16 protein-coding genes and 1 pseudogene are annotated in these 18957 nt (G+C 64.0%); 10 read left to right on the top strand and 7 right to left on the bottom strand.

Annotated features, from left to right (window positions below; translation table 11 throughout):
* Nucleotides 1–138: 138 nt before the first annotated feature.
* A complete protein-coding gene (locus ABGA98_RS45295) occupies nt 139–1593 on the top strand; it encodes a S1 family peptidase (protein ID WP_347624682.1) in 1455 nt (484 codons plus the stop codon).
* Nucleotides 1594–1720: 127 nt separating this feature from the next.
* Complete coding sequence (locus tag ABGA98_RS45290) at nt 1721–2260, top strand: hypothetical protein (RefSeq protein ID WP_347624681.1); 540 nt, start codon at nt 1721–1723, stop codon at nt 2258–2260.
* A 70-nt stretch (nt 2261–2330) separates the two neighbouring features.
* On the opposite strand, the gene ABGA98_RS45285 is transcribed toward ABGA98_RS45290, so the two are convergent.
* Together ABGA98_RS45285 and ABGA98_RS45280 are read right to left on the bottom strand one after the other, a co-directional pair.
* On the bottom strand, nt 2331–2942 hold the full coding sequence (locus tag ABGA98_RS45285) for a transposase (RefSeq protein WP_347624680.1): 612 nt from the start codon (nt 2940–2942) through the stop codon (nt 2331–2333).
* Entirely contained in the window at nt 2867–3403 is a 537-nt protein-coding gene (locus ABGA98_RS45280; protein WP_347624679.1) for a winged helix-turn-helix domain-containing protein, read from the bottom strand. Before ABGA98_RS45280 ends, ABGA98_RS45285 begins: the two co-directional genes overlap by 76 nt.
* A gap of 61 nt (nt 3404–3464) precedes the next feature.
* Here ABGA98_RS45280 and ABGA98_RS45275 point away from each other — a divergent pair, with 61 nt between their 5' ends.
* From ABGA98_RS45275 to ABGA98_RS45260, 4 genes and pseudogenes are all read left to right on the top strand, one after another.
* Complete coding sequence (locus ABGA98_RS45275; RefSeq protein ID WP_347624678.1) at nt 3465–3641, top strand: hypothetical protein; 177 nt, start codon at nt 3465–3467, stop codon at nt 3639–3641.
* Nucleotides 3642–4459: 818 nt separating this feature from the next.
* Nucleotides 4460–5635, top strand: coding sequence for a hypothetical protein (locus ABGA98_RS45270; RefSeq protein WP_347624677.1), 1176 nt, complete (start codon nt 4460–4462; stop codon nt 5633–5635).
* Between the two features lie 711 nt (nt 5636–6346).
* Nucleotides 6347–6955, top strand: a pseudogene (locus ABGA98_RS45265) (transposase); the annotation flags it as partial.
* 231 nt (nt 6956–7186) lie between these two features.
* A complete protein-coding gene (locus ABGA98_RS45260; protein WP_347624676.1) occupies nt 7187–7789 on the top strand; it encodes a DUF4291 domain-containing protein in 603 nt (200 codons plus the stop codon).
* Between the two features lie 88 nt (nt 7790–7877).
* On the opposite strand, the gene ABGA98_RS45255 is transcribed toward ABGA98_RS45260, so the two are convergent.
* The gene (locus tag ABGA98_RS45255) at nt 7878–8051 is read right to left on the bottom strand and encodes a hypothetical protein (RefSeq protein WP_347624675.1); all 174 of its coding nucleotides are present in this window, start codon (nt 8049–8051) and stop codon (nt 7878–7880) included.
* A gap of 342 nt (nt 8052–8393) precedes the next feature.
* Nucleotides 8394–10457, bottom strand: a complete 2064-nt coding sequence (locus tag ABGA98_RS45250; RefSeq protein WP_347624674.1) for a polysaccharide deacetylase family protein — start codon at nt 10455–10457, stop codon at nt 8394–8396.
* 541 nt (nt 10458–10998) lie between these two features.
* Between ABGA98_RS45250 and ABGA98_RS45245 the strand changes: the two genes are divergently transcribed.
* The 3 genes from ABGA98_RS45245 to ABGA98_RS45235 all read left to right on the top strand — a co-directional run bounded on the left by ABGA98_RS45245 (nt 10999) and on the right by ABGA98_RS45235 (nt 13535).
* A complete protein-coding gene (locus ABGA98_RS45245; protein ID WP_347624673.1) occupies nt 10999–11814 on the top strand; it encodes a hypothetical protein in 816 nt (271 codons plus the stop codon).
* Between the two features lie 578 nt (nt 11815–12392).
* Nucleotides 12393–12614, top strand: a complete 222-nt coding sequence (locus tag ABGA98_RS45240; protein WP_347624672.1) for a hypothetical protein — start codon at nt 12393–12395, stop codon at nt 12612–12614.
* 318 nt (nt 12615–12932) lie between these two features.
* Nucleotides 12933–13535 carry a transposase family protein gene (locus tag ABGA98_RS45235; RefSeq protein WP_347624671.1) on the top strand — a complete coding sequence of 201 codons (603 nt, stop codon included), beginning with the start codon at nt 12933–12935 and terminating at the stop codon, nt 13533–13535.
* 20 nt (nt 13536–13555) lie between these two features.
* Here the strand turns inward: ABGA98_RS45235 and ABGA98_RS45230 are convergent, their stop codons facing one another.
* From ABGA98_RS45230 to ABGA98_RS45220, 3 genes are read right to left on the bottom strand one after another with little or no spacing between them, the layout of a single operon-like run.
* Nucleotides 13556–14758 (bottom strand): hypothetical protein, encoded by a 1203-nt coding sequence (locus tag ABGA98_RS45230; RefSeq protein WP_347624670.1) that lies wholly within the window; start codon nt 14756–14758, stop codon nt 13556–13558.
* A 2-nt stretch (nt 14759–14760) separates the two neighbouring features.
* Nucleotides 14761–16578 (bottom strand): AAA family ATPase, encoded by a 1818-nt coding sequence (locus tag ABGA98_RS45225; protein WP_347624669.1) that lies wholly within the window; start codon nt 16576–16578, stop codon nt 14761–14763.
* Between the two features lie 49 nt (nt 16579–16627).
* A complete protein-coding gene (locus ABGA98_RS45220) occupies nt 16628–17557 on the bottom strand; it encodes a transposase family protein (protein ID WP_347624668.1) in 930 nt (309 codons plus the stop codon).
* 103 nt (nt 17558–17660) lie between these two features.
* Here ABGA98_RS45220 and ABGA98_RS45215 point away from each other — a divergent pair, with 103 nt between their 5' ends.
* Nucleotides 17661–18488 carry a NucA/NucB deoxyribonuclease domain-containing protein gene (locus ABGA98_RS45215; protein ID WP_347624667.1) on the top strand — a complete coding sequence of 276 codons (828 nt, stop codon included), beginning with the start codon at nt 17661–17663 and terminating at the stop codon, nt 18486–18488.
* The last annotated feature ends 469 nt before the right edge of the window (nt 18489–18957 follow it).

The raw sequence follows: 18957 nt of genomic DNA, 5'->3' as shown, positions 1-18957 counted from the left end.
TCCGAAGTCGATCTGTCGCAAGACCAACTTCTACCAGGGGCTTTACGCTTCTCGATCATCGGGGGCGCCGGCGTCGGGGCGGCCCGAGGATCACACTCTGTCGCGGGGGCTTACGCGGAAGGGCTCATTGGAGAGTCCTTGCCGAAGCTCAGCCACCGCGCCGCCCTCGTCCTGGCAGTAGTGATCCCATTCGCTGCCGTTTCCCCGTCTTCTGCCTATGCGGCCAGCCCTACCCCGGAGCTGTCTCCGAGCACGGGAGCCATCACTCTCACGGCAGAGACTCAGCCTGTTCTAAAGCGACCCACGCTGGACAGACTGTCAAAGGAGGCGCGCAGTAAGGGAATCACGCTCAAGCAGGCTCTCGACAGATATGCCGCGGAGGTCATCGCCAAGAATCCATCCACTCAACGCGACATGCCGGACGGGCCCGTTCCTGATCCAACGATTGATGTCGACGGCATCCCCTTTGCCAGACTAATCGACCTCAACCGCATCGCTGAAGCGGAGGGGATCAGCTTCGAAGAGTCGATCGATCGCCATGCCTGGTCTCCACGCCTTTACCCCATCGCCGACTCGCTTCGGTCCAGGTTTCCTGATGACCTTGCCGGGCTTAAGATCACTGACGACGGCCGCGGTGCCTTCATCGCCTTCAAGGGCCAGATTCCACCGGAAGCTGTCAGCCTCGCCAAGCAGCTTCCCGTAGAGGTCGTGCTCGTCGGCAACAAGGGGTTCTCCGAAAAGGAGCTCGAGCAGCTCGCTAAGTCACGTTACGACGCACTTACGGGTCACCCAGAAGTGGCCCTGGCGGAGGCTACAACAGACTTCGAGACTGGGGCCGTCACTCTCACGGCCGAGCTCAAGAAGGAGGTCGCCGCGAACCGGGCAGCACTGCAGGCCACCCTCCAGCCGGAGCCTTCACCCAACGACAAGATCAATCTAAGTTTGAACATTGTCGACTCAATAGGGTATGAGCCCATCGACGACTACCTCAGGGGTGGAGGATTCCTGGAGGAAGGTTCACCCGGAACGACCAGATGCACATCGGCCTTCAACGCGATCTCTACCTCTGGAGAAAGAAATGCGGTAACCGCTCGACACTGCTCACGTCCACTCTATTTCTGGTACAGGAACCACCCGGACTACTACACCAAGGGAACAACGTTAGGCCGTACGGGTAATGGCGACCCGTATGATCTGGCTCGCTACGGAGGAGGCAGCCTTACATACACCCGAACCTTCTACTACGACCTGAACACTCCCCGGTACGTAAGAGAGATCATGAACGCCCCCTCGGTGAATCAGCGCATCTGCTCGTTCGGGAGAACAACCGCCGGAGCTGATCGCCCCGCCCAATGCGGAAAGGTCGTCAGGCTCCTCGCACAAAGCATTGCTGGCCCTCGCGCCATAGTAACGGACTACCTCATGCGCGAGGGGGACAGCGGAGGCCCGGGCTACTTTGACTCCATAGCGATCGGTGTAAATAGCGGGATTTATGCAGATAGGGGCGAGACGCTCCTATCATCTGTCAAGGGGTACTCATCCGCGGACGGTTTCGGCACCTCCTGGAAGGTATGGAGCTGTCCGACCTGCTGACCCTCGGTCTCCCCCGTTGCGGTGGAGTTCGCGGCACTCACAGCGGGACGCGACCCTGCGTTAAGCATTGATGCTCAAACTATGAGGAAGGTACTCATCCAAGCCCTCCAGATGGTTGGATGCATCTATGAGACTGTTACGCTGCCGTCCTCGACCCGCCGGCACAGCCATCTTGGCTCTGCTGATACTCCTTGCGGCCTGCGCCTCACTGGACGGTGGCGTAGCGGTCACAGCACCTCGTACCGGCCAACCATCCGATGCCGCAGCAAGCGGTATCGACCATGTACATGCGGTTGGTCACGACCCGAAGATCGTCGTACGCAGCTCAACTCTCAACTTCCTCGTCGCTGCAAGAGGGGAGCTGAACTACAACTCCGCGAACCGATGCTTGGAGTTGATGATCGCTGGCTCACCACCTGCTGGGCTTGTCTGGCCGAAGGGTACGACCCCGACACAGATCAACGGTAAACGCGGCGTTACTGTCCCCGATATCGGCAATATTCTGCAGGGATCTTCGATGGCCCTGGTGGGCGGGTTCGAGAAATGGGGCAAAAGCAAGCCCTTCGGATATAAGGTAGATGGGGACATCGACTGCCTCACTCATGCTCCGAATGGTGACGTCTTTGTCATCGGGTCTGTGGAAAAGGTCGGCGTTTACACAGGCTGAATTCGTAGAGTCATAGAGTCGTGACGGTTGGCCGTTGCTGGTGTACACAGGTTGAATTCGTAGAGCCCAGTCATGTGAGGACGTCGTTTTCGATGGTGAGCCCGGTTTGAGCCAGGCAGCCGTCGATCAGATGGGGTCGGTACTGGATCCTTTTGAGTTTGCGCTTGACGACCCGGACCAGCCCGGACAGATTGGCGACGATGAAGTCGGTCATGGCACGCTTGAGTAGTGACCAGACGCCTTCGGCCGGGTTCAGCTCCGGCGCATAGGGCGGGAACCGGTAGACGCGCAACCAGTCGGCGTTGGCCTCGGCGAAGTCGGTCAGCTCGGCCACCAGATGCACGCTGTGAGTGTCCCAGCACCACACCAGCGGGGTGCCGAGGAGTTGATGGGTGGCCACGATGAGATCGCGGTAGTCGCTCCAGGTGAAGCTTTTGGGCTCGGCCTTGCGGCCGTGGTAAACGTGCAGCTTGTACAGCAGTCGGGGCCGCTGTCCGGGCCGGTAGCAGACCACCCCGGCGATGTTCACCCGGCCCTTGCCCCCGCCGCGTACCCGCACCACCGGGCGGGCGCCGCGAGGTGCCCGCGTTCGTCCTTTCGGCGGCCTCAGCCCCTGACCTGCTTCGTCGGCGAAGCAGAGGTAGGCGCCCAGGTCCGCCGCAGTGGCTTTACGGCAGGCCACACCTCCTGCCGCCAGGCGGCGATGGCCTGCTCATCACGCTCGGCCGCCTGCCTGACGGGAACCTGAACCGACCAGCCATGCCGTCGCAGCAGCTTGCCGACGCCCTCGATGGTGTAGCCGATGTGGAACAGCCTGCCGATCAGCGTCTTGACCCGGCCCAACGTCCAGCGCTGATCCTCACCGTAACCGTGCGCCAGCGGGCCCAGCTCACTCTCCAGACGGGCCCACTGCGCCGCGGTCAGCTTCTCCCTCGACACCGGCCCCTTCGAACGCAGCGCCTCGATCCCACCCTCACGCCAGCTCTTACGCCACCGCGTGACCGTCCGCTCATGCACCCGTAACTCACGTGCGATCTCCCTGGTCCCCTGCCCGTCTTCGAACCGCTCGCCGGCCCGCAGCCGGAGCAGCTCCCGGCGCTCCTGCTCGGCAGGGGTGTATCCGCCTCGTTGCCCATACCGCATGCTTCGGTCGTACACCCGAAACGGCGGACCGTCACTACCCCACGACTCTACGAATTCAATCGTGTACCAGTCGGAGTTTCATCCACTGCTGCGGCGCATCAACGCCTACCTGGTGCGCTGGATGAGGAAGAAATACAAGCGGTTGAAGACCTTCAAGAAGGCCCTCGCGGCCTGGGACGGGACCACCCGTCAATGCCCGCGCTTTTTCGCGCACTGGCGATGGGTTCCGGAGTTCTGACGGTGAGGTTGAGAAGACCCGGTGACGGGAGACTGTCACGCCGGGATCTGTGACAGCCCGGAGGCGAGACCCCTCCGGGCGACCCGACCGCCATGCCATCAGGCGAGCGACACTCTCGCCATCATGCTGTGATCAGCAGCCCGCCAGGCAGGGAGGAAAACGGCTCACTACAGCAACCCGGCGATCTTGAAACCTCACGTGCGAACAACGTGGTCAACGGCGACGTCCGTACTTCGCGCGGCCTCGTGCCTTTTTAGTCGCCGGCGGCTCGGGATCGGTTGCTGCAATCGGGAAAGGTGCATTCCGCATATAGTCAATCACGTAAATGATCTTGTGGCAATGCTGGGTAAAGGTTATGATGCGGAAAATCTATCCGAGTTGTCACGATAGTCCCGGCTATCGAGTTCAACGGCGCGAAGGGGAAAAATGCATCGGCGTTGGTTAAGCTGCATGTTATCGATCGCGATCGCGGTTACAGCGCTCCTTACCTTTTCCAGTCCCGCTTACGCTATAGAGCGGTGTGTAAGCAACACGTTCGCTCTAGGCTGTTACGATGATGTCCTCTACACGATCGAAGCCTGCGACAAGTATGCGGACGGCAGGAGAGCCGGTACTTCCATAGATTCCGCCGTCGGGTACACAGAGGTGTATGACACGGACGGTGCGAACAATGGCTGTACTGGGGAGAGTGCTTGGTACGCAGCTCCTTACCCTGGCACCATGTACACGCTCAAGGCCTGGCGTCAGAACGGCAATTACGGCGCCGTGGAAAATCCAGTTCAAGGAATTTACACAGCTAGTTGAAAGGCTATGGGCGAATGCAATCCGAGGAATTATCCGAGACGAGCCACAAGAAGCTCGGGCGATCCAAAAAGACTTTTGTCGCTCCGTTGGGGATTATTGCGGCTGTCGTCGTGATAACAGCAGGCGGCGTTACACTGGTCAACAATACACAGTTCGGATCGCAGACAGTCGGTTCGCTGCCGGTCGCCAGCATAACGGCAGATGATGTACGAACCGACGTCACCAACGACCCACCTCGGAATCTCATCGCCGCTGGGCGGGTGGCCATGTCCGCATACTGGACAGGCAACTGGAAAGAACTGGGCGAGGCGGAGCACAAGCTGGCCAGGGGAACACTCACCACCAAGGTCAAGCGTCTCTCACGGACCTGGCACGTGTACAACCCGCAGCGCGGCACTTACGAGCCGACGCCATGGTCGTGGGTGGACGTCGCGCCTGGGCTTCAAAAGGCCGCCGTCCTGGAGGGGGAGTTGCCCTCCAAACGGCTCGGAGTGCTCGACCTGGCGACGCAGAAGGCGCTCTCCTGGATCGACCTGCCACAGGGAGCGGCGAGCGTCACATGGTCACCCGATGGCAAGAACATTCTGGTCACCCACTACGACCGGCACCCTGATGAGATCGAGTTCGTCAACGCTAACATGCGTTTCGGATCAAAAGGCCTGAGCCCGCGATCTGGCTTCTCCATCGTGGACACCACCACGATGCAGGCGCAATTCCATTCGGTGACGCAGGAGAGCCGATCCACCGCACACGCGCGGAACGACTTCTCCTGGGCGGCGCCGGACCTTATCTCAAGCGCCAAGGGCGAAGCAGGCGGCGAACTGTACTTCGGGCTCAACGGCGAGAAGGCCAACGGGCCGAGTAACCGAGCCGCCCTCTCCGAGGACAAGGTCGGGCAGGCCGGGATATCGCCGAATGGAAAGCTTCTCGCGGGCCCGGCGGGTATGCCCACCAAGGTCGTCGATAGAGCCACTGGACAGGAAGTAGGCAGCCAACGCGTGCTCGACCTCCTGGCGTGGGCCGACGACAGTCAGTTGATCGCGCTTGGCTGCGAAGGTAACTGTGCCGACGAATTCCACAATGGCCTTGTGCTGGTCAGCGTGGACGGCAAGCAGGTCACACCTCTGTCGGCATATCGCAAGGACGACGGTTCCGACAGCACCTGGCATCCCGTACTGACTCTTCGATGAGCCATCGCGCTCAGGAACGAATCTTCAATCCTGTCAGCCCAAGCCACGGCGAGGTGTCGGTGACAGCTTGAGTGTCCGTCCAGGCGGTGCGACGGTCCAAGACCATGTAGGGGCCCGGAGGAGAACAGGCACGGGTATCGGGGTGCTGAGGCCCGGGGCCTCCGGTTGCGGCCGTTGGCGTCGAGGATTGGGCCGCCCTGAAGCCGGCGACCTCGATGGCGATCTGCTCTTACACCAGCGCCATTCCTGCGCCGCTAGCGTGGGTCGGCGGCGATGTCCGCGAGTTCCGAATCCGCTGTGACGGGCGGTTCCGGACGGAGTGGGTTGCCGGGTGCGGTAGCCCGTGCACGGTGCCGCCAGCTCGTCAAGCTCGTCCGGGCCGAGCCGCACCCCGGTGACGTGTTCGGCGAGCACGTACGCCGCTTCCAGCCAGTGGTCCGTGTCGGATCTCTCCTGAGAGGGTTGGTCGCTGATGCGGTCGTCAGTGCACTGGTGGCCGGTGCGTCGTCGCCGAAGCGCCTGCCCCTGAGCGGTTCGCCGCCGTTCCGGCAGTGCTGACACTGGGGGCTGGCGCCACCGAGGACACAAAACGCTACTCCGCCGATGGCGGTGGCTTCGCGGCCCAGCGGCTCGACGGAGATCGTCCTTCCGACGCGGACATCGAGGCGGACGGGCGGATCCTGCTCCTCGTCCGACGACAGGTCATGTTCCACCGAGCAGGTGCAGCAGGCCGTGCTACGCCTGCCGAAGAATGCGTGGACACCCGCCTACGACGCCGACCGGCAGGTACGGCCCGGCGCCTGGGTCGCCGAACTGACCGGCCTGCTCGACCTGACCGGCTGGCCCAAGGGCATGCGCGTCATCGCCCGCAAGGAACGCCCGCACCCCGGCGCCCAGCTGCGCTTCACCGACGTCGACGGCTGCCGCGTCACCTGCTTCTTCACCAACGCCAAGCACGGTCAGCTCGCCGACCTGGAACTGCGCCACCGCCGCCGGGCCCGCGCCGAGGACCGCATCCGCTGCGCCAAGGACACCGGCCTGGCCAACCTGCCGCTGCACCACTTCGCCCACAACCAGATCTGGTGCGAACTCGTCGCGCTGGCCTGCGAACTGCTGGCCTGGATGCAGATGCTCGCGCTACCCGGCACCGCCGGCTACAGCTACGAGCCCAAAGGCCTGCGCCTGCGGCTGTTCGCGGTGGCCGGACGACTGGTGCGCGGCGGCCGACGGTTACGCCTGCGCCTGGCCGCCCGCTGGCCCTGGGCCCGCGACATCCTGACTGCCCTTGCCCGCCTGCAAGCCCCGCCGGCCCCACCCTGACCCGGCGCAAGCCGCCCCTACGACCAGGAAGGACACCCACGGGCCCGTGGAACCCCGCCCACCCGGCGCGACAGCCGGGCCAGCGCGCTGACCACATCACGCAATTCAACCCTCAGCCGAACCGCTCAGCCCACCACACCCTGATCACGAAAGATCGAGGATGAAGCCGGTGATATGGCAACACCGACTAATCCGTTTGTGAGGCAGTTGAAGCCTCGTGATACTGGTGGAGTGGATGTTCCGTATCGGCAGATACGTGCCGCCTTCACGAATGAAGCCATCACCGTCTACCAGGCGTTCGACCCAGCCATCGCGACTCCGGCCGTCGCCGCGCAGCGATTCGTCCCGCCCTTCAAGCGTGAACGGATGACCTGGATCAAACCGTCCTTCCTGTGGATGATGTACCGCTGCGGCTGGGCCACCAAGCCCGGTCAGGCCAGCGTCCTGGCCATCGACATCACGCGAGAGGGGTTCGAATGGGCCCTCGCGCATGCGTGTCTCAGCCATCCCGCCGATGGCGTGGATCCCGCGGCGTGGAAGAGACGCCTGCGGGAAAGTCCGGTCCGAATCCAGTGGGATCCCGAACGCGACCCGCACCACAATCCCCTGCCGTACCGGTCGATCCAGGTAGGCCTGTCCGGCGATGCCGTTGACTGCTACCTCGATCAGTGGGTCCTGGCGATCACTGACATGACCGACCGGGTCCGGGACTTCCGGCAGACGCTACGCGACCGTCGGGACATCACGGACACGCTTCCTGCGGAGCGCCCTTATCCCCTGCCTGAAGAGCTCGCCCAGACCATCGGGGCCACCATGACGACTGATCTCAGCTGACCTGCAGCGCGATGCCCTGGGCATGTCATAAAGCGCGGCGGCATCCGCATCAGTGACACGCCATGATCGCCCGCTGCCAAGCAGGTTCTCAGGGGTACGGATGCGGATCGTTCCGCACGATCCCGCCGTACGCCGCGAACCGCGGATGCGCCGCGGGCGGCGCGGAGGCCAGGCAGGCACTCAGCGTGTCGGGCGACCAGACCCGGGCGACGGTGAAGCCGAGCGCACGGGCGTCACGGGTGGTGAGATCGGCGTAAAGCACCTGCTTGCCCGTGTCCCTGTAGGCGCCGACCAGCCGCCGGGCGAGATCACGCGGACCGCCGGTGACGTCCGGATTTAGATCGCCGGCCGCGACGGGCCGGGAGCGGGCGAAGCGTTCCAGGACGACGGGAGCGTGCTCGGGCCGCGCGTAGAACTGTGCGTTGGTCTCGTGTCGAAGACCCGGGCGTCACCCGAGCAGCTCTCATGCCAATCGACATCGGAAGCGAGCCCCTGACCGACTCGTCGACTCGGCCCACCCCCCTCTCCTCGCCCGGTTCACGTGATCACGGTTCTTGGGAGCGGGTTGCAGCCGTCCTGGGACGCCACCGAGACGGCCGGACCGTCACCACCGTACGGGCAGCGTCCCGATGAAGCGGCCGAGCGCGCCCGCCAGCAGCCGGTGGTCGTGCAGCGACGGGTGCCAGTCGCAGCCGAGCAGGTCGAGCCCGAGGGCGTCGTTGTCGTAGTAGAGCGCCGACACCCGCCTGTCGCCCTGGCTGTTGCGCTCCCGTACGACCTGCTCGACGAGGTCCGCCAGCGGGGTGCCGGACATCGTCGGGTAGGTCAGCACGATGAACGTGCCGGGGCCGTACCGGAGGCGGAGCTTGGCCAGGAACCCCAGGTAGGCGGCCCGGAAGTCGGCGGCGAGCGCGGCGGTGTCGGCCCACGGCTCGCCGGGGTTGAGCGGGGTGGAGAAGTCGTTGATGCCGAGGCCGACCACGACGACCTGCGGTCTCCATGTCTTAGGCGGCTGCCAGGCCGTGGTGCCGGCCGCCTGGAGGGTGCGGTCGTAGTACGTGCGGAAGTCGGTGCCGGGGCTGCCGCCGTTGTAGTTGCGTACCATGCCCATCCCGGACCAGGCCGTGAGCTGGTGGTCGGCGTTCAGCGCGCGGGCGGTGAGGGCGCCGAAGGCCTGGTCGGCGTTGGAGTTGGGGTTGATCCCGCCGCTCGCCGAGCAGTCGCGGCTGGTCGACATGTTGCCGTAGCCGGCGGTCCAGGAGTCGCCGATGAACTCGATCTGCCGGGCGCGGGCGGCGGGCGGGGCGAGGACGCGGCCCCCGGGCGCGGCGACGAATCCGCCGAACTCGCCGGGCGTCCACGGGCTCTCGGTCCTCTTGGCGAGGCGTACGGTGTGCACACCGCCGCCGAGGCCGGTCACCCAATGCGTGGTCCTGCCGGGCGTCCGCAGCGTGACCGGGGCGGCGCCGTCGATCTGGACGTCGTAGTCGTTGGCGGCGTCGTTCAGCTCGATCCCGACCCCGGTGCCCTGGAAACGGCCCTCGAAGGTGACGCCCGGCCAGGTGTAGCGCACGCTGTCGCCCAGGTCCTCGACGCGGCCGGCGGTGCGGGCGTGGGCCAGGGTGTCGCCGGACGGGTCGGCGCACGTGACGCCCGCGACGGCCTCGTCCCTGGTGCGGGTGCCGGTGAGACCGAAGGTGGTGGACCTGCTGGGTCCGACGGCGCTGTTGTGGCGGGTGCCGGTGACGGTCACCGTTCCCGTGGCGCCGGTGGCGACGCCGCTCCGCACGGCGCTGATCCGTACCCCGGCGGGCAGCGTCAGCGTGACGCGCCAGCCGTCGAGCGGGGTGGTGCCGGTGTTGGTCACGACGACCTCCCCGCGGAAGGCGCCGTCGCGGGCGGAGATCGTCCGGTACGCGGCGGCGCACGTGTTGCCGGGGGCGACCGCCCGGCCGGTGACGGGTGAGATCTTGCCGGCGCACAGGCCGCGTTCGCGCAGGTCGGCGGCGATCCGCAGGATGGCCTGTACGGTGTTCGCGGGCCAGTCGTGCATGAGGATCACGTCGCCGGACCGCAGTTGCCTGGCCTTGGCCGCGATCTGGTCGGCGGTGGCGTTGTTCCAGTCCTGAGAGTCCACGTCGGCGTTGATCTCGGTGAGGCCGTGCCGGCGCTCCACCGCGCGCAGCCCGTCGTCGGTCTCCAGGTACGGCGGGCGGAACAGGCGGGGCGTGGCGCCGGTGACCCGCGCGATGACGTCCTGCGTACGGGAGATCTGCGCGTCCTGCTGCTCGGCGGTGAGCTGCGTCATGTGGGGGTGGTCCCAGCTGTGGTCACCGATCCACATGCCGGCCGCGACCTGCTGTCTCGTCAGGTCCGGGTACGCCTCCACGTTCTGGCCGACGTTGAACATGGTGGCGCGCAGCCCGGCGGTTCTGAGGGCGGCCAGCAGGGTGGGGGTGTTGCCGGGGGTGGGCCCGTCGTCGAAGGTCAGCCCCACGTAGCCGGAGCAGGCGCGGCCGGGGGCGCCGGTGCTCGCCGACGCCTGCGCCTGCGTCTGCGGCGCGACCAGGCCCGCCGCTACGAGGGCCGCCGTGATGAGGGCCGCCGTGATGAGGGCCGCTGTGACGAGGGCTGCGCTCCGCGATCTCCACCACCGTAAGACGTGCAATGTCCACTCCTTCGCCGACCGACACGAACTGACTAAGGGGAACGCCTGCCGCCCGGCCCGGTTCTCACCGGCTCGCGGCAATGGGGACGTTAGGATGCCGGGCCGCCCGTACGGCCGCAGACGGGCAGGAACGCGGCGAACGGTCGTCGGCGCGCTGCGAACGGTCGTTCCTCGCGCCTGATCCATGAAAGTTACTCGCGCCCGCCACCGAGGCGTACTCCAGCGGCACGACCTGCAGGGAAAGGAGCCGAGCGGCGGAACGGCTCGAATACCGCACCGCCCGAATCGTTCAGCGGGAATGCGCAAAAATGCCCAGACGGTTCCCAGGGCGATTATGGGCGGCACATATAGCCCGACGATGATCGTGAAATAGCAGAAACCTATCATTAACCTTGTCAAGGCTCCACGACGCGCAGAAAGTGAGGGGTGACCAGGAGGAACCACGACCGATGGAGGAACGGTGGACCGACCCGTCAGCGGGCTCCGGCGCGTCCGGCCGACGATCCGGCGCGCGTTATCCGTGGCTCTGGGAATTGTCACCATGGCATTTATCGCCGTGCCGTCGGCCGCTGCGCCGGCGCTGCCCAAGCCGAAGGAATTCGTGTCGTACCTCGACCTCGAATGCTTCAAGACCGACCCGTACCAGCCGCCGGCCGTCGGGCTGACGCTGCGGCACCTCAACCCGGTCCTCGAAAGTCTGCCGATCGAGCAGATCACCCTCGGCGCGCGTGAGCAGTTGTGCGTGCCGGTCGCCAAGAACAACGTCATCCCGCCGCCCGAGGTACTGGACTTCATCAGGTTCGTCGACCTGGCCTGCTACCGGGTCCTCACCCCGGCGCCCGGCAAGGCGCTGGTGCTCAGCCATCTCAACCCCGTGCTGCAGGACCTGCCCCGTACGGAGATCGTGCTGGGCAGGGCGGAGCAGTTCTGCGTGCCGGTGGCGAAGAACGGCGTCGCGCCGCCCGCGGAGGTGATGCAGTTGGTGCAGCACATCGACCTGCTGTGCTATGGAATCACGCCGAACACGCCGATGAACCGGGCACTCAACCTCAGGCAGCTGAACCCGGTCCTGACCGACCGGATTCCCGCGGCGACGGTGCGGGTGACCTACGCCCGTCAGCTGTGCGTGCCGATGCAGAAGCGCGGAGACAACATTCCGTCGGAAGTGCTGGAGGTGGTGCGCTGGGTGGATCTGGAGAAGTTCGACACGGTCGCTCCGGCGATCACGCCGGTGACGCTGAGCCTGCGGCATCTGAACCCGGTGCTCGGGCAGTTGCCGCCGGAGCGGGCGACGCTCACCGGCGCCGTGCAGCTGGGCGTGCCAGTGGCGAAGAACGGCCAGATACCGCCGGGGTGAGCGTGCTGCCGGTGAGGTAGGTCCCGGCCGGGCGTTCAGCAAGGGCCGGCCGGGCGTACGGGGCCGGTCAGCCCAAACCGCTTGGACGCCGCCCGCTGGGACATGTCCTGAAGATGTTGGTGGGTGAGCCGGCATGAGCCGGCTCACCCTCTAGACAGGGCCGAGAGTCCATTGGTGTGGGGCCCGAGGTCGATCAGGTGGCGGCACGGTGGTGGAGCCAGCGGTGTGCAGAGATGAGTACTTTCGTTGGGCCAGTCGGGCACGACGACGTCGATGGACCATCCGGCGGCGGTGGTCGTGTGCAGGCCGCCACCCAGGAGTCCATGGATCTGGATGGCAATGGCCATGCTGGTTCTGGATCAGGGTCGCGCGCCATGCGCCGGCCGGTCACGCAGTTGACGACGCCGCGTCCCTGATGAGAGGTCACGAGGATGAGGTCCTCGCCCGAGTCCGGGTGCGGGCCGAATCCGACGCCGGTCAAGCCGCCGACGGCAGAGTTCTCTGCGGGATGAGTATGATCGCCCAGATCATCGGTCGAGGTGGTGACTGCTTTGCGGGGTGGCAGGCGGCGTGGACCAGTGGTGGTCGTGCTCGGACTGGTTCTGGCTGCGGCCTACGTGGCTGGTCACTACCTGGCCGTGCGGTATGCCGTCGAGCAGGTGAGCGTCGAGATACATCTGCAGGGGACGGACGTGACCGCAGACGACAAGTGGCTGGCCGCAGAGCGGATCTCCCCGGTCGAAGACACGGCCTACCGGCTCGAAGAAGTGGCTGATGTGCGGGGAGCCGTTACGACGTGAGTGAGACCGTCAAACGCGGCCGCACCCTGGCAGCACTACAACAATCCGGACGACAAAGAACAAGTTCAGAGCTTCGTGTACGCGTTGTAGGAGCGGCCCCGGAGCGGTGTATGCAACTTGCACAGACCTCTGCCGTCAATGCTGCGGTTCCCCTGACACCTGCACCCCCCCAGGGCCGTTGCGTTCTCGACTGGTGAGACTGCTGTACCCCTGAGCCAGATGGGCGGGTAGGGGTGCCCCGGGTGCGGGGATGACGAACGCGACCCCTCATGATCGTCGGTGTCTAGCCAGTCGATCAAGAACAGGGGCCGCGTTCGCGTGCCATCATCCACGATCGACGTGCTCTCCCGCCACCTGGAGCACGTCACCATCGACGACCCCAGCTCCAACCTGCCCACCCTGGCCGAGGTGCTGGATGCCGTACCCGACCCGCGCCACCGCCGAGGACGTCGCTACCGACTCGGCCCGCTGCTCGCGTTATCCCTGCTGGCCGTCCTCAGCGGAGCGACATCCCTGGCAAAGATCACTCGGTTTATCGCCGGCTACGACCCCGACCTGCGCACCCAACTCGGGCTCCCGGCCACCGTCCGGCTGGCCGCCAGCACCCTCGGGCGGCTGCTGGCCCGCCTGGACGGCGATGCCTTCGACACCGCGACCTGCGCCTACCTCGCCGCGATCACCACCGGCCACCCGCGAACGCGGCCCCTGTTCTTGATCGACTGGCTAGACACCGACGATCATGAGGGGTCGCGTTCGTCATCCCCGCACCCGGGGCACCCCTACCCGCCCATCTGGCTCAGGGGTACAGCAGTCTCACCAGTCGAGAACGCAACGGCCCTGGAAGCACGGCCGGTATATAGACGGAAGTCATGGCATAAGTTGAAGAGCTCTCGCACTTTGCCGCCGCGCACCGTCAGGTGATCTGAAATCCCTCCTACTGGTCAGCTCGTGAGGCGGCGCATGTGAACTCCTAAAGCGATCTGGTTGGCCAGGGACTGCATGTCGGCGAGGATGCTCTCTGGATCTTGGTTGAGGTTGAGGGAATGACAGACGATTTCGATGCCGGTGTTGGCGATGGGGAATGTCGTGGGAGCCGCCTTGCCCTTGGCGTAGATCAAATGCCCACGGCGCACTCCTAGCACGGTGCAGTACACCAGCATCTGGCGGATGTCATCGAGGCCGCCGCCTCCTCGCTCCTTCTCCTGCGAGTATTTGGCATCCACCACTACGCCAGCGCGTTCAACCGGCCCAGGCCAGTACCAGACGAGATCCGGGTGCATGGGGAGTCCCGGGGCCAGGAAAATCTCAGGCTTGTCATACCTCCCGCCGAGCATGCGCTTGAGCCGGCTGCCGATGGTGATGCGGACGAAGTTCTCAAACACGTCTTCCATGTCGACCACGAAGCCGTTGCAGGAGATCCGACGACCTTCTCCTTGGTCGACCGAGGTCTGACGCAGTGTGAGCTCCGCAAGCTTGAGAGCCGTGGCGTAACGAGCGTTTAGCCGGTTGATCGTCGGGAGAGGCGCTACAGTAGGCGTGACCTTGGCGAGTTTGACGAGCAAAAGCCGTAGTCTCCGTCGTGACTCGGTGTCCACGCTCGGCACATCCATCATGCGCAGGACCGCTGCCTTCAAGATCTGGTTCTCTGGGATGTCGGGCGTGCGGTCGCTATAGCGGATCTGGAGCGGATTCTGCAACCCGTGCCCGCGATATAGTTGGTCGGTCTCGCGGAGCCTGCCTCGCAGCACGGTGGAGACCTCATCGCGCTCGCGGTAGCCGTACAAGAGGCCAGGCTTAAGGGCCGCGTCAATTTGCCGCCACAGTGGCTGAGCAAAGGCGGGTACGAGTCCCAGTTCCTCCTCAAGGAGGACCTCGTCGTGCTGCCATGGCTCCCTCAGTCCTTCAGTGTAACCAAGGAGGAAGAGCACCCGTGTAACCGGAAACTTGGGCAGGACATGCACGTCACGGCTGCCGATCCGCGCCGAGCCGACCTTGTTGTTCCCCTTGACCTGCCATTTGCTAGAACTCGCGTAGGTAAGCTTCACCAGTCCCAACTTGGATGCCTTAAGGGCCTCTGCTTCCGCATCCGCTAGGTTGTACGGCGAGCCCTTGCCGATCTCTCTGACCGTGATGGGCTCCGGCATGGTCATTCCTCTGATCCGTTGATCGCCTGGCGAAGAACCTCAAGGCCATAGCGGCCTTCCACGTCGGTGTTAGAGCCGAAGTGGAGCTCACGGAGCAGGGGCAGGATGTCGGCATTCCACACGTCATCCATCGCGTCGTTGTCCTTGTACAGGTGATGGTGCATTACGTAGGAGGGTCCGATCGCTTGATCGCGTCCTTCCGGCAGATCGTCGGCCATGCGGCGGTTGAGCTCTGCCAGCACGAGGGGGATATCCGACTCGATTTCTTGATCTCTCAGCCAGCGATTCAGCAGTCCCTGGGTGGGCTCCTTGTCTGGGTGGAGTTCGAAGAAGGCGAATCTGCGGCGCATCGCCTGATCGGGGAGCGCAATCGAGCGGTCGGTCGTGTTCATCGTCCCGATGATGAACAGGTTCTCCGGCAGGCTGAACGGCGAGTCGGGGGAGTACTGCAGGCTGATCTGCTGACTCCGGTACTCCAGCAGGAAGTAGAGCTCGCCGAAGACCTTGTCGAGTTGGGCCCGGTTGATCTCATCGATGATCAAAATGTATGGCGTGCTCGGGTCGTCCTGCGCTTGCTCGGCAAGCTTACGGAAAGGCCCGGCGGTGAGCGCAAAGGAGATCGTCCCACCGCTCCCCTGCTGAGGTCGAAATCCCTCGATGAAGTCCTCGTAGGTGAACGACGGATGGAACTGCACTAGTTTGACCGCCTGGTCTTCGGTCAGGTGCTGGGCCAGTTTCAAGGCGAGATAGGTCTTGCCGGTGCCTGGCGGGCCGTACAAGATGATCTGCTTGCGTCGCCAAAGCAACTGCTCCAGGCGGCTCAGCCAGCCGGGATCGTCAGCGTGGAGTGCCTTAGCCAGCTTCTCGTCGACGTGGTTGAACTGCAGTGGGACCCTCTCCGGGGGAGCTTCCTCCTCCGGGTGGGTGTACGGCTGGGCGAGCCGGCGCAGCTCGTCGATCGCCGAGGTCAGGTCGACCACGTAGTCCTGGCTTTGGAGCAGTGCGGGTATCGGCGACGGTAGAGCGTCTAGATCAAGCGGTGCGCCGAGGTTAAACCATTCCAGGGTTCGGCGGAGATTGGACAGCCCACCCTGCGAGTCGGTGAACTGCGCCTCGCTCGTGAGCCGTCCGATGTACACATGACCACGGGTGGTCGTGAGCACAAGATCACCTATACGCATTTGGCGAATGAAGCGGGCAAACTCGGCGAGCCGCTGCTCCTGGAATGCGTAGGACTTGTGCTGGTATCCTTCGCGGACCGCTTTGCGCAGCGCGTCGAAGGTAAGGTTGGCCGCTGTAGGATCAAGCTGGGATGCCGCCAACGATACCCATCCCTCACCTAGCCAAGAATCCACCAGACTGTAGCCCTCGACTCCCGTACCGCGCACCATCCAAGCTCGCTGCATGCCAGCGAACTCCGCTCCAGTGAATTCCTTGCGCAGCTCCCAGAGATTTCGTAGAGCGATCGCGTCAATCCGCTGCTGCGGAGCGGCCACTCCGTGGAGGAACTCCAGACCTTCGCTTTCGAGGCGTTGCTGCAGATCCACACCTCGATAATTGAAGTGCAGCATGCCCTCTACAGGGAGGCGGCCCTCGTGAGTGAGGACGCGATAGGAGGCAGGGACGTTTACCTTGGCATTGGCCAGGAAGTGGGCGACCTCGCGGCCGGAGGCACCAGTAAGCTCAGCGAGATCGTCATGAGACGTCCACTGGCCCGCCTCGACCAAGCCGATAGCGTCCACGATAAACCACTGGACCTCGCTGAGATTTTCCAGAGCCTGCTTGCGCTGTTCGTCAATCTCCCGGTACAGCCGCTTCAACTCCCGAGCGAGTTCGCTATCATCTCGATATCTATCTAGTGACGTTTTCTCACTGAGTTTCAGCTGATCCGCCGGTGTTCGAAATGGACGAGGACGAGGGCGGCACGGACGAGATCACCGATTCTGCTGGGGCTGAGTGTGGTGTGCTGGAGCGCGGTCCAGCGTTCAGTGAGGAGTGCGAAGCCGCGTTCTCCGAGGCAGCGGAGTGCGCGCTGGAGGCCGTTGCGGGTGCGGTTGTCGATGCTGAGATGTTGCCGTCCGCAGACCGCCTGAATGGCACGGTGACGCCGTGACCTGCGCCTTGGTAGCCGGGGTCGGCCAGGACGGGCATGGTATGCGTGCGGGGGTAGACGGCCGGAAGGACGTGGCAGCGGGCGGCCTCGATATCGACGACGCCGCCGGGTTCGACGTCGCTGGTCCAGATAGGGAATCCGCCGGGTTCACACAATGCCTGGATGTTGCCGCCGAAGTCGCCGGTCTTTCCGGAGAACCAGGCGTCGATCGTTTCGCCTTTGACGCTGGTGGTCGTGATGCGGCAGCGGTCGGAATCGAAGATCTTGCCGTCGAGGATCAGGTGCGGGATGTCGTCGGCGGCAGCTCGGTCGAGGGCCTGGTGGAGGTCGGGGGCCTGGGCGGCCAGGACGTCGATGACCTCGTGCAGGTAGCGGTAGGCGGTGGCCTGGGACAGGTCGAAGGCCAGGCCGTGCAGGCGGATGTTGGGCTTGGAGCGGAACCAGGCCAGGGCGAACAGGGCCTGGTAGAAGCAGGTCAGACGCCGCGAGCCGGTGGGGGTTCCGCGCCGGCGGCGCTCGGCGTGGAGCAGTCGGCCGACGTAGCGGACCAGTTCGCGGGGGACGTCGAGCATGGCAGGATAGGGGATCAACGTGGAGCCTTCTGTTGCGCGGATCTTGTGGTGAGACCCCTTGTAGCGAAGGCTCCACGCCTGTTTCCGGCAGGTGGTGTTCGTCCGCGTGTCCATCCATATCTGATCGTTTGCGGTCGAGAATGTCCTCCTGTCCGAATTAATTAGCCTGAGAAAACGTCAGTGGACGAGCGACGGTAACGACGACTTTGTCCTGCAGATGACGGACACGGATGGAGATAAGGTCGACACCTGTACAGTGCGCCCCACCCTCCAAGATGTGAATGATCGGTGGACCGACGAGCCAGTTTATCTCTATGACCAGATCGTCTTCGACGAGCAGGGAAGCATCCTGGGGCACCGGATCGGTGGCGGGGAGCCGTGGAACACAGTGTATGCCCCTCACTTCCGCTGCGACTGGCTGACCTTCGGCAAGCCGAAGACCTCAGCGAGCCTATCGCTGTCGGCCAATGACGATCTGTCAGACTTCGTTTTCACGGGTGCCTGCATTAACAAGATGGCATCCAACGTCCTCCCCATGTCCCGTTCGAAGAACGCCAACTTCGTTGAGGCAATCAACCACAATGCCGACGCGATGAATCGGAGTGTCAACGCGACGACCAAACCTCCGCTGCTCGACAGTGCGGGGAGGCCGATGGCGAAGAACATCCCAGGAAACTGGGACGTGGACTGGAAGAAGCGCAGAGCTAATGCGCTACATCGATCCACAGACACGAAGTTGGCCAACAAACACCGCGCAACCTTCTGGAAGACGATCACTGAGACCGATCCCAACACTGGCCAACCCGTCACGTACACTAACTACTGTCAGTACTACTTCGACCGAAGTTACGCCGCCAAGGGGCAAGAGTGCGACGAGTTCCCCTTCGCTTCCACAAAAGAAGGCGCCAGCAACGCAAACGGACACTATTCAGTGAGGCCGATCGCTCACCAGGACAACAACGATCACGGAGACTATATCAAGGCCTTCTATCGCATCTATCGAATCGGAAACGGCAACCGTTTCTGGATTAGAATAACCAATTAAGTGCGCGTGTGCCTCCGAGCTGGACAGTCCGGAGGCACACTCTTCTTAGCAGCTCCATGAAAGACTATGATGTCATTATTCACTGAGGGCCCGCTTAGCTTGCTTAAAGCATACGGGTTCGGGGACTATTTCCGAGGGCTGTGGGTCTCGGAAAGTGATGAGCGCGAGATTGCCATGCGGCTTCGTGTCGACTCGTCGTCCGAACTGCTGTGTGACCGGCATTCTGCGATGAGGTGGTTCTCTGACGTCTCGGAACACGGAGAAATCGTTTGGTTGGGGGCCCATGCTCCCGGGTGGACGCAGATCATCAGCCTCAGTGGGCATATCTGCGGGCGAGTGAGCCTTTCCGCGTAACGGATCACGACCTTGTGTGATCACATCTTCGGTTAGGTGTGGCGTCCGTGTTCGAGACGGAGGAGGACGAGGGCCGCCCGGGTGATCGCGCCGATTCGCCAGGGGTCGAGGGTGA

Origin of the sequence: Nonomuraea sp. B1E8, from assembly GCF_039871515.1 — a bacterium.
Lineage (GTDB): Bacteria > Actinomycetota > Actinomycetes > Streptosporangiales > Streptosporangiaceae > Nonomuraea.
This window is presented reverse-complemented; position numbering and strand designations above follow the sequence as displayed.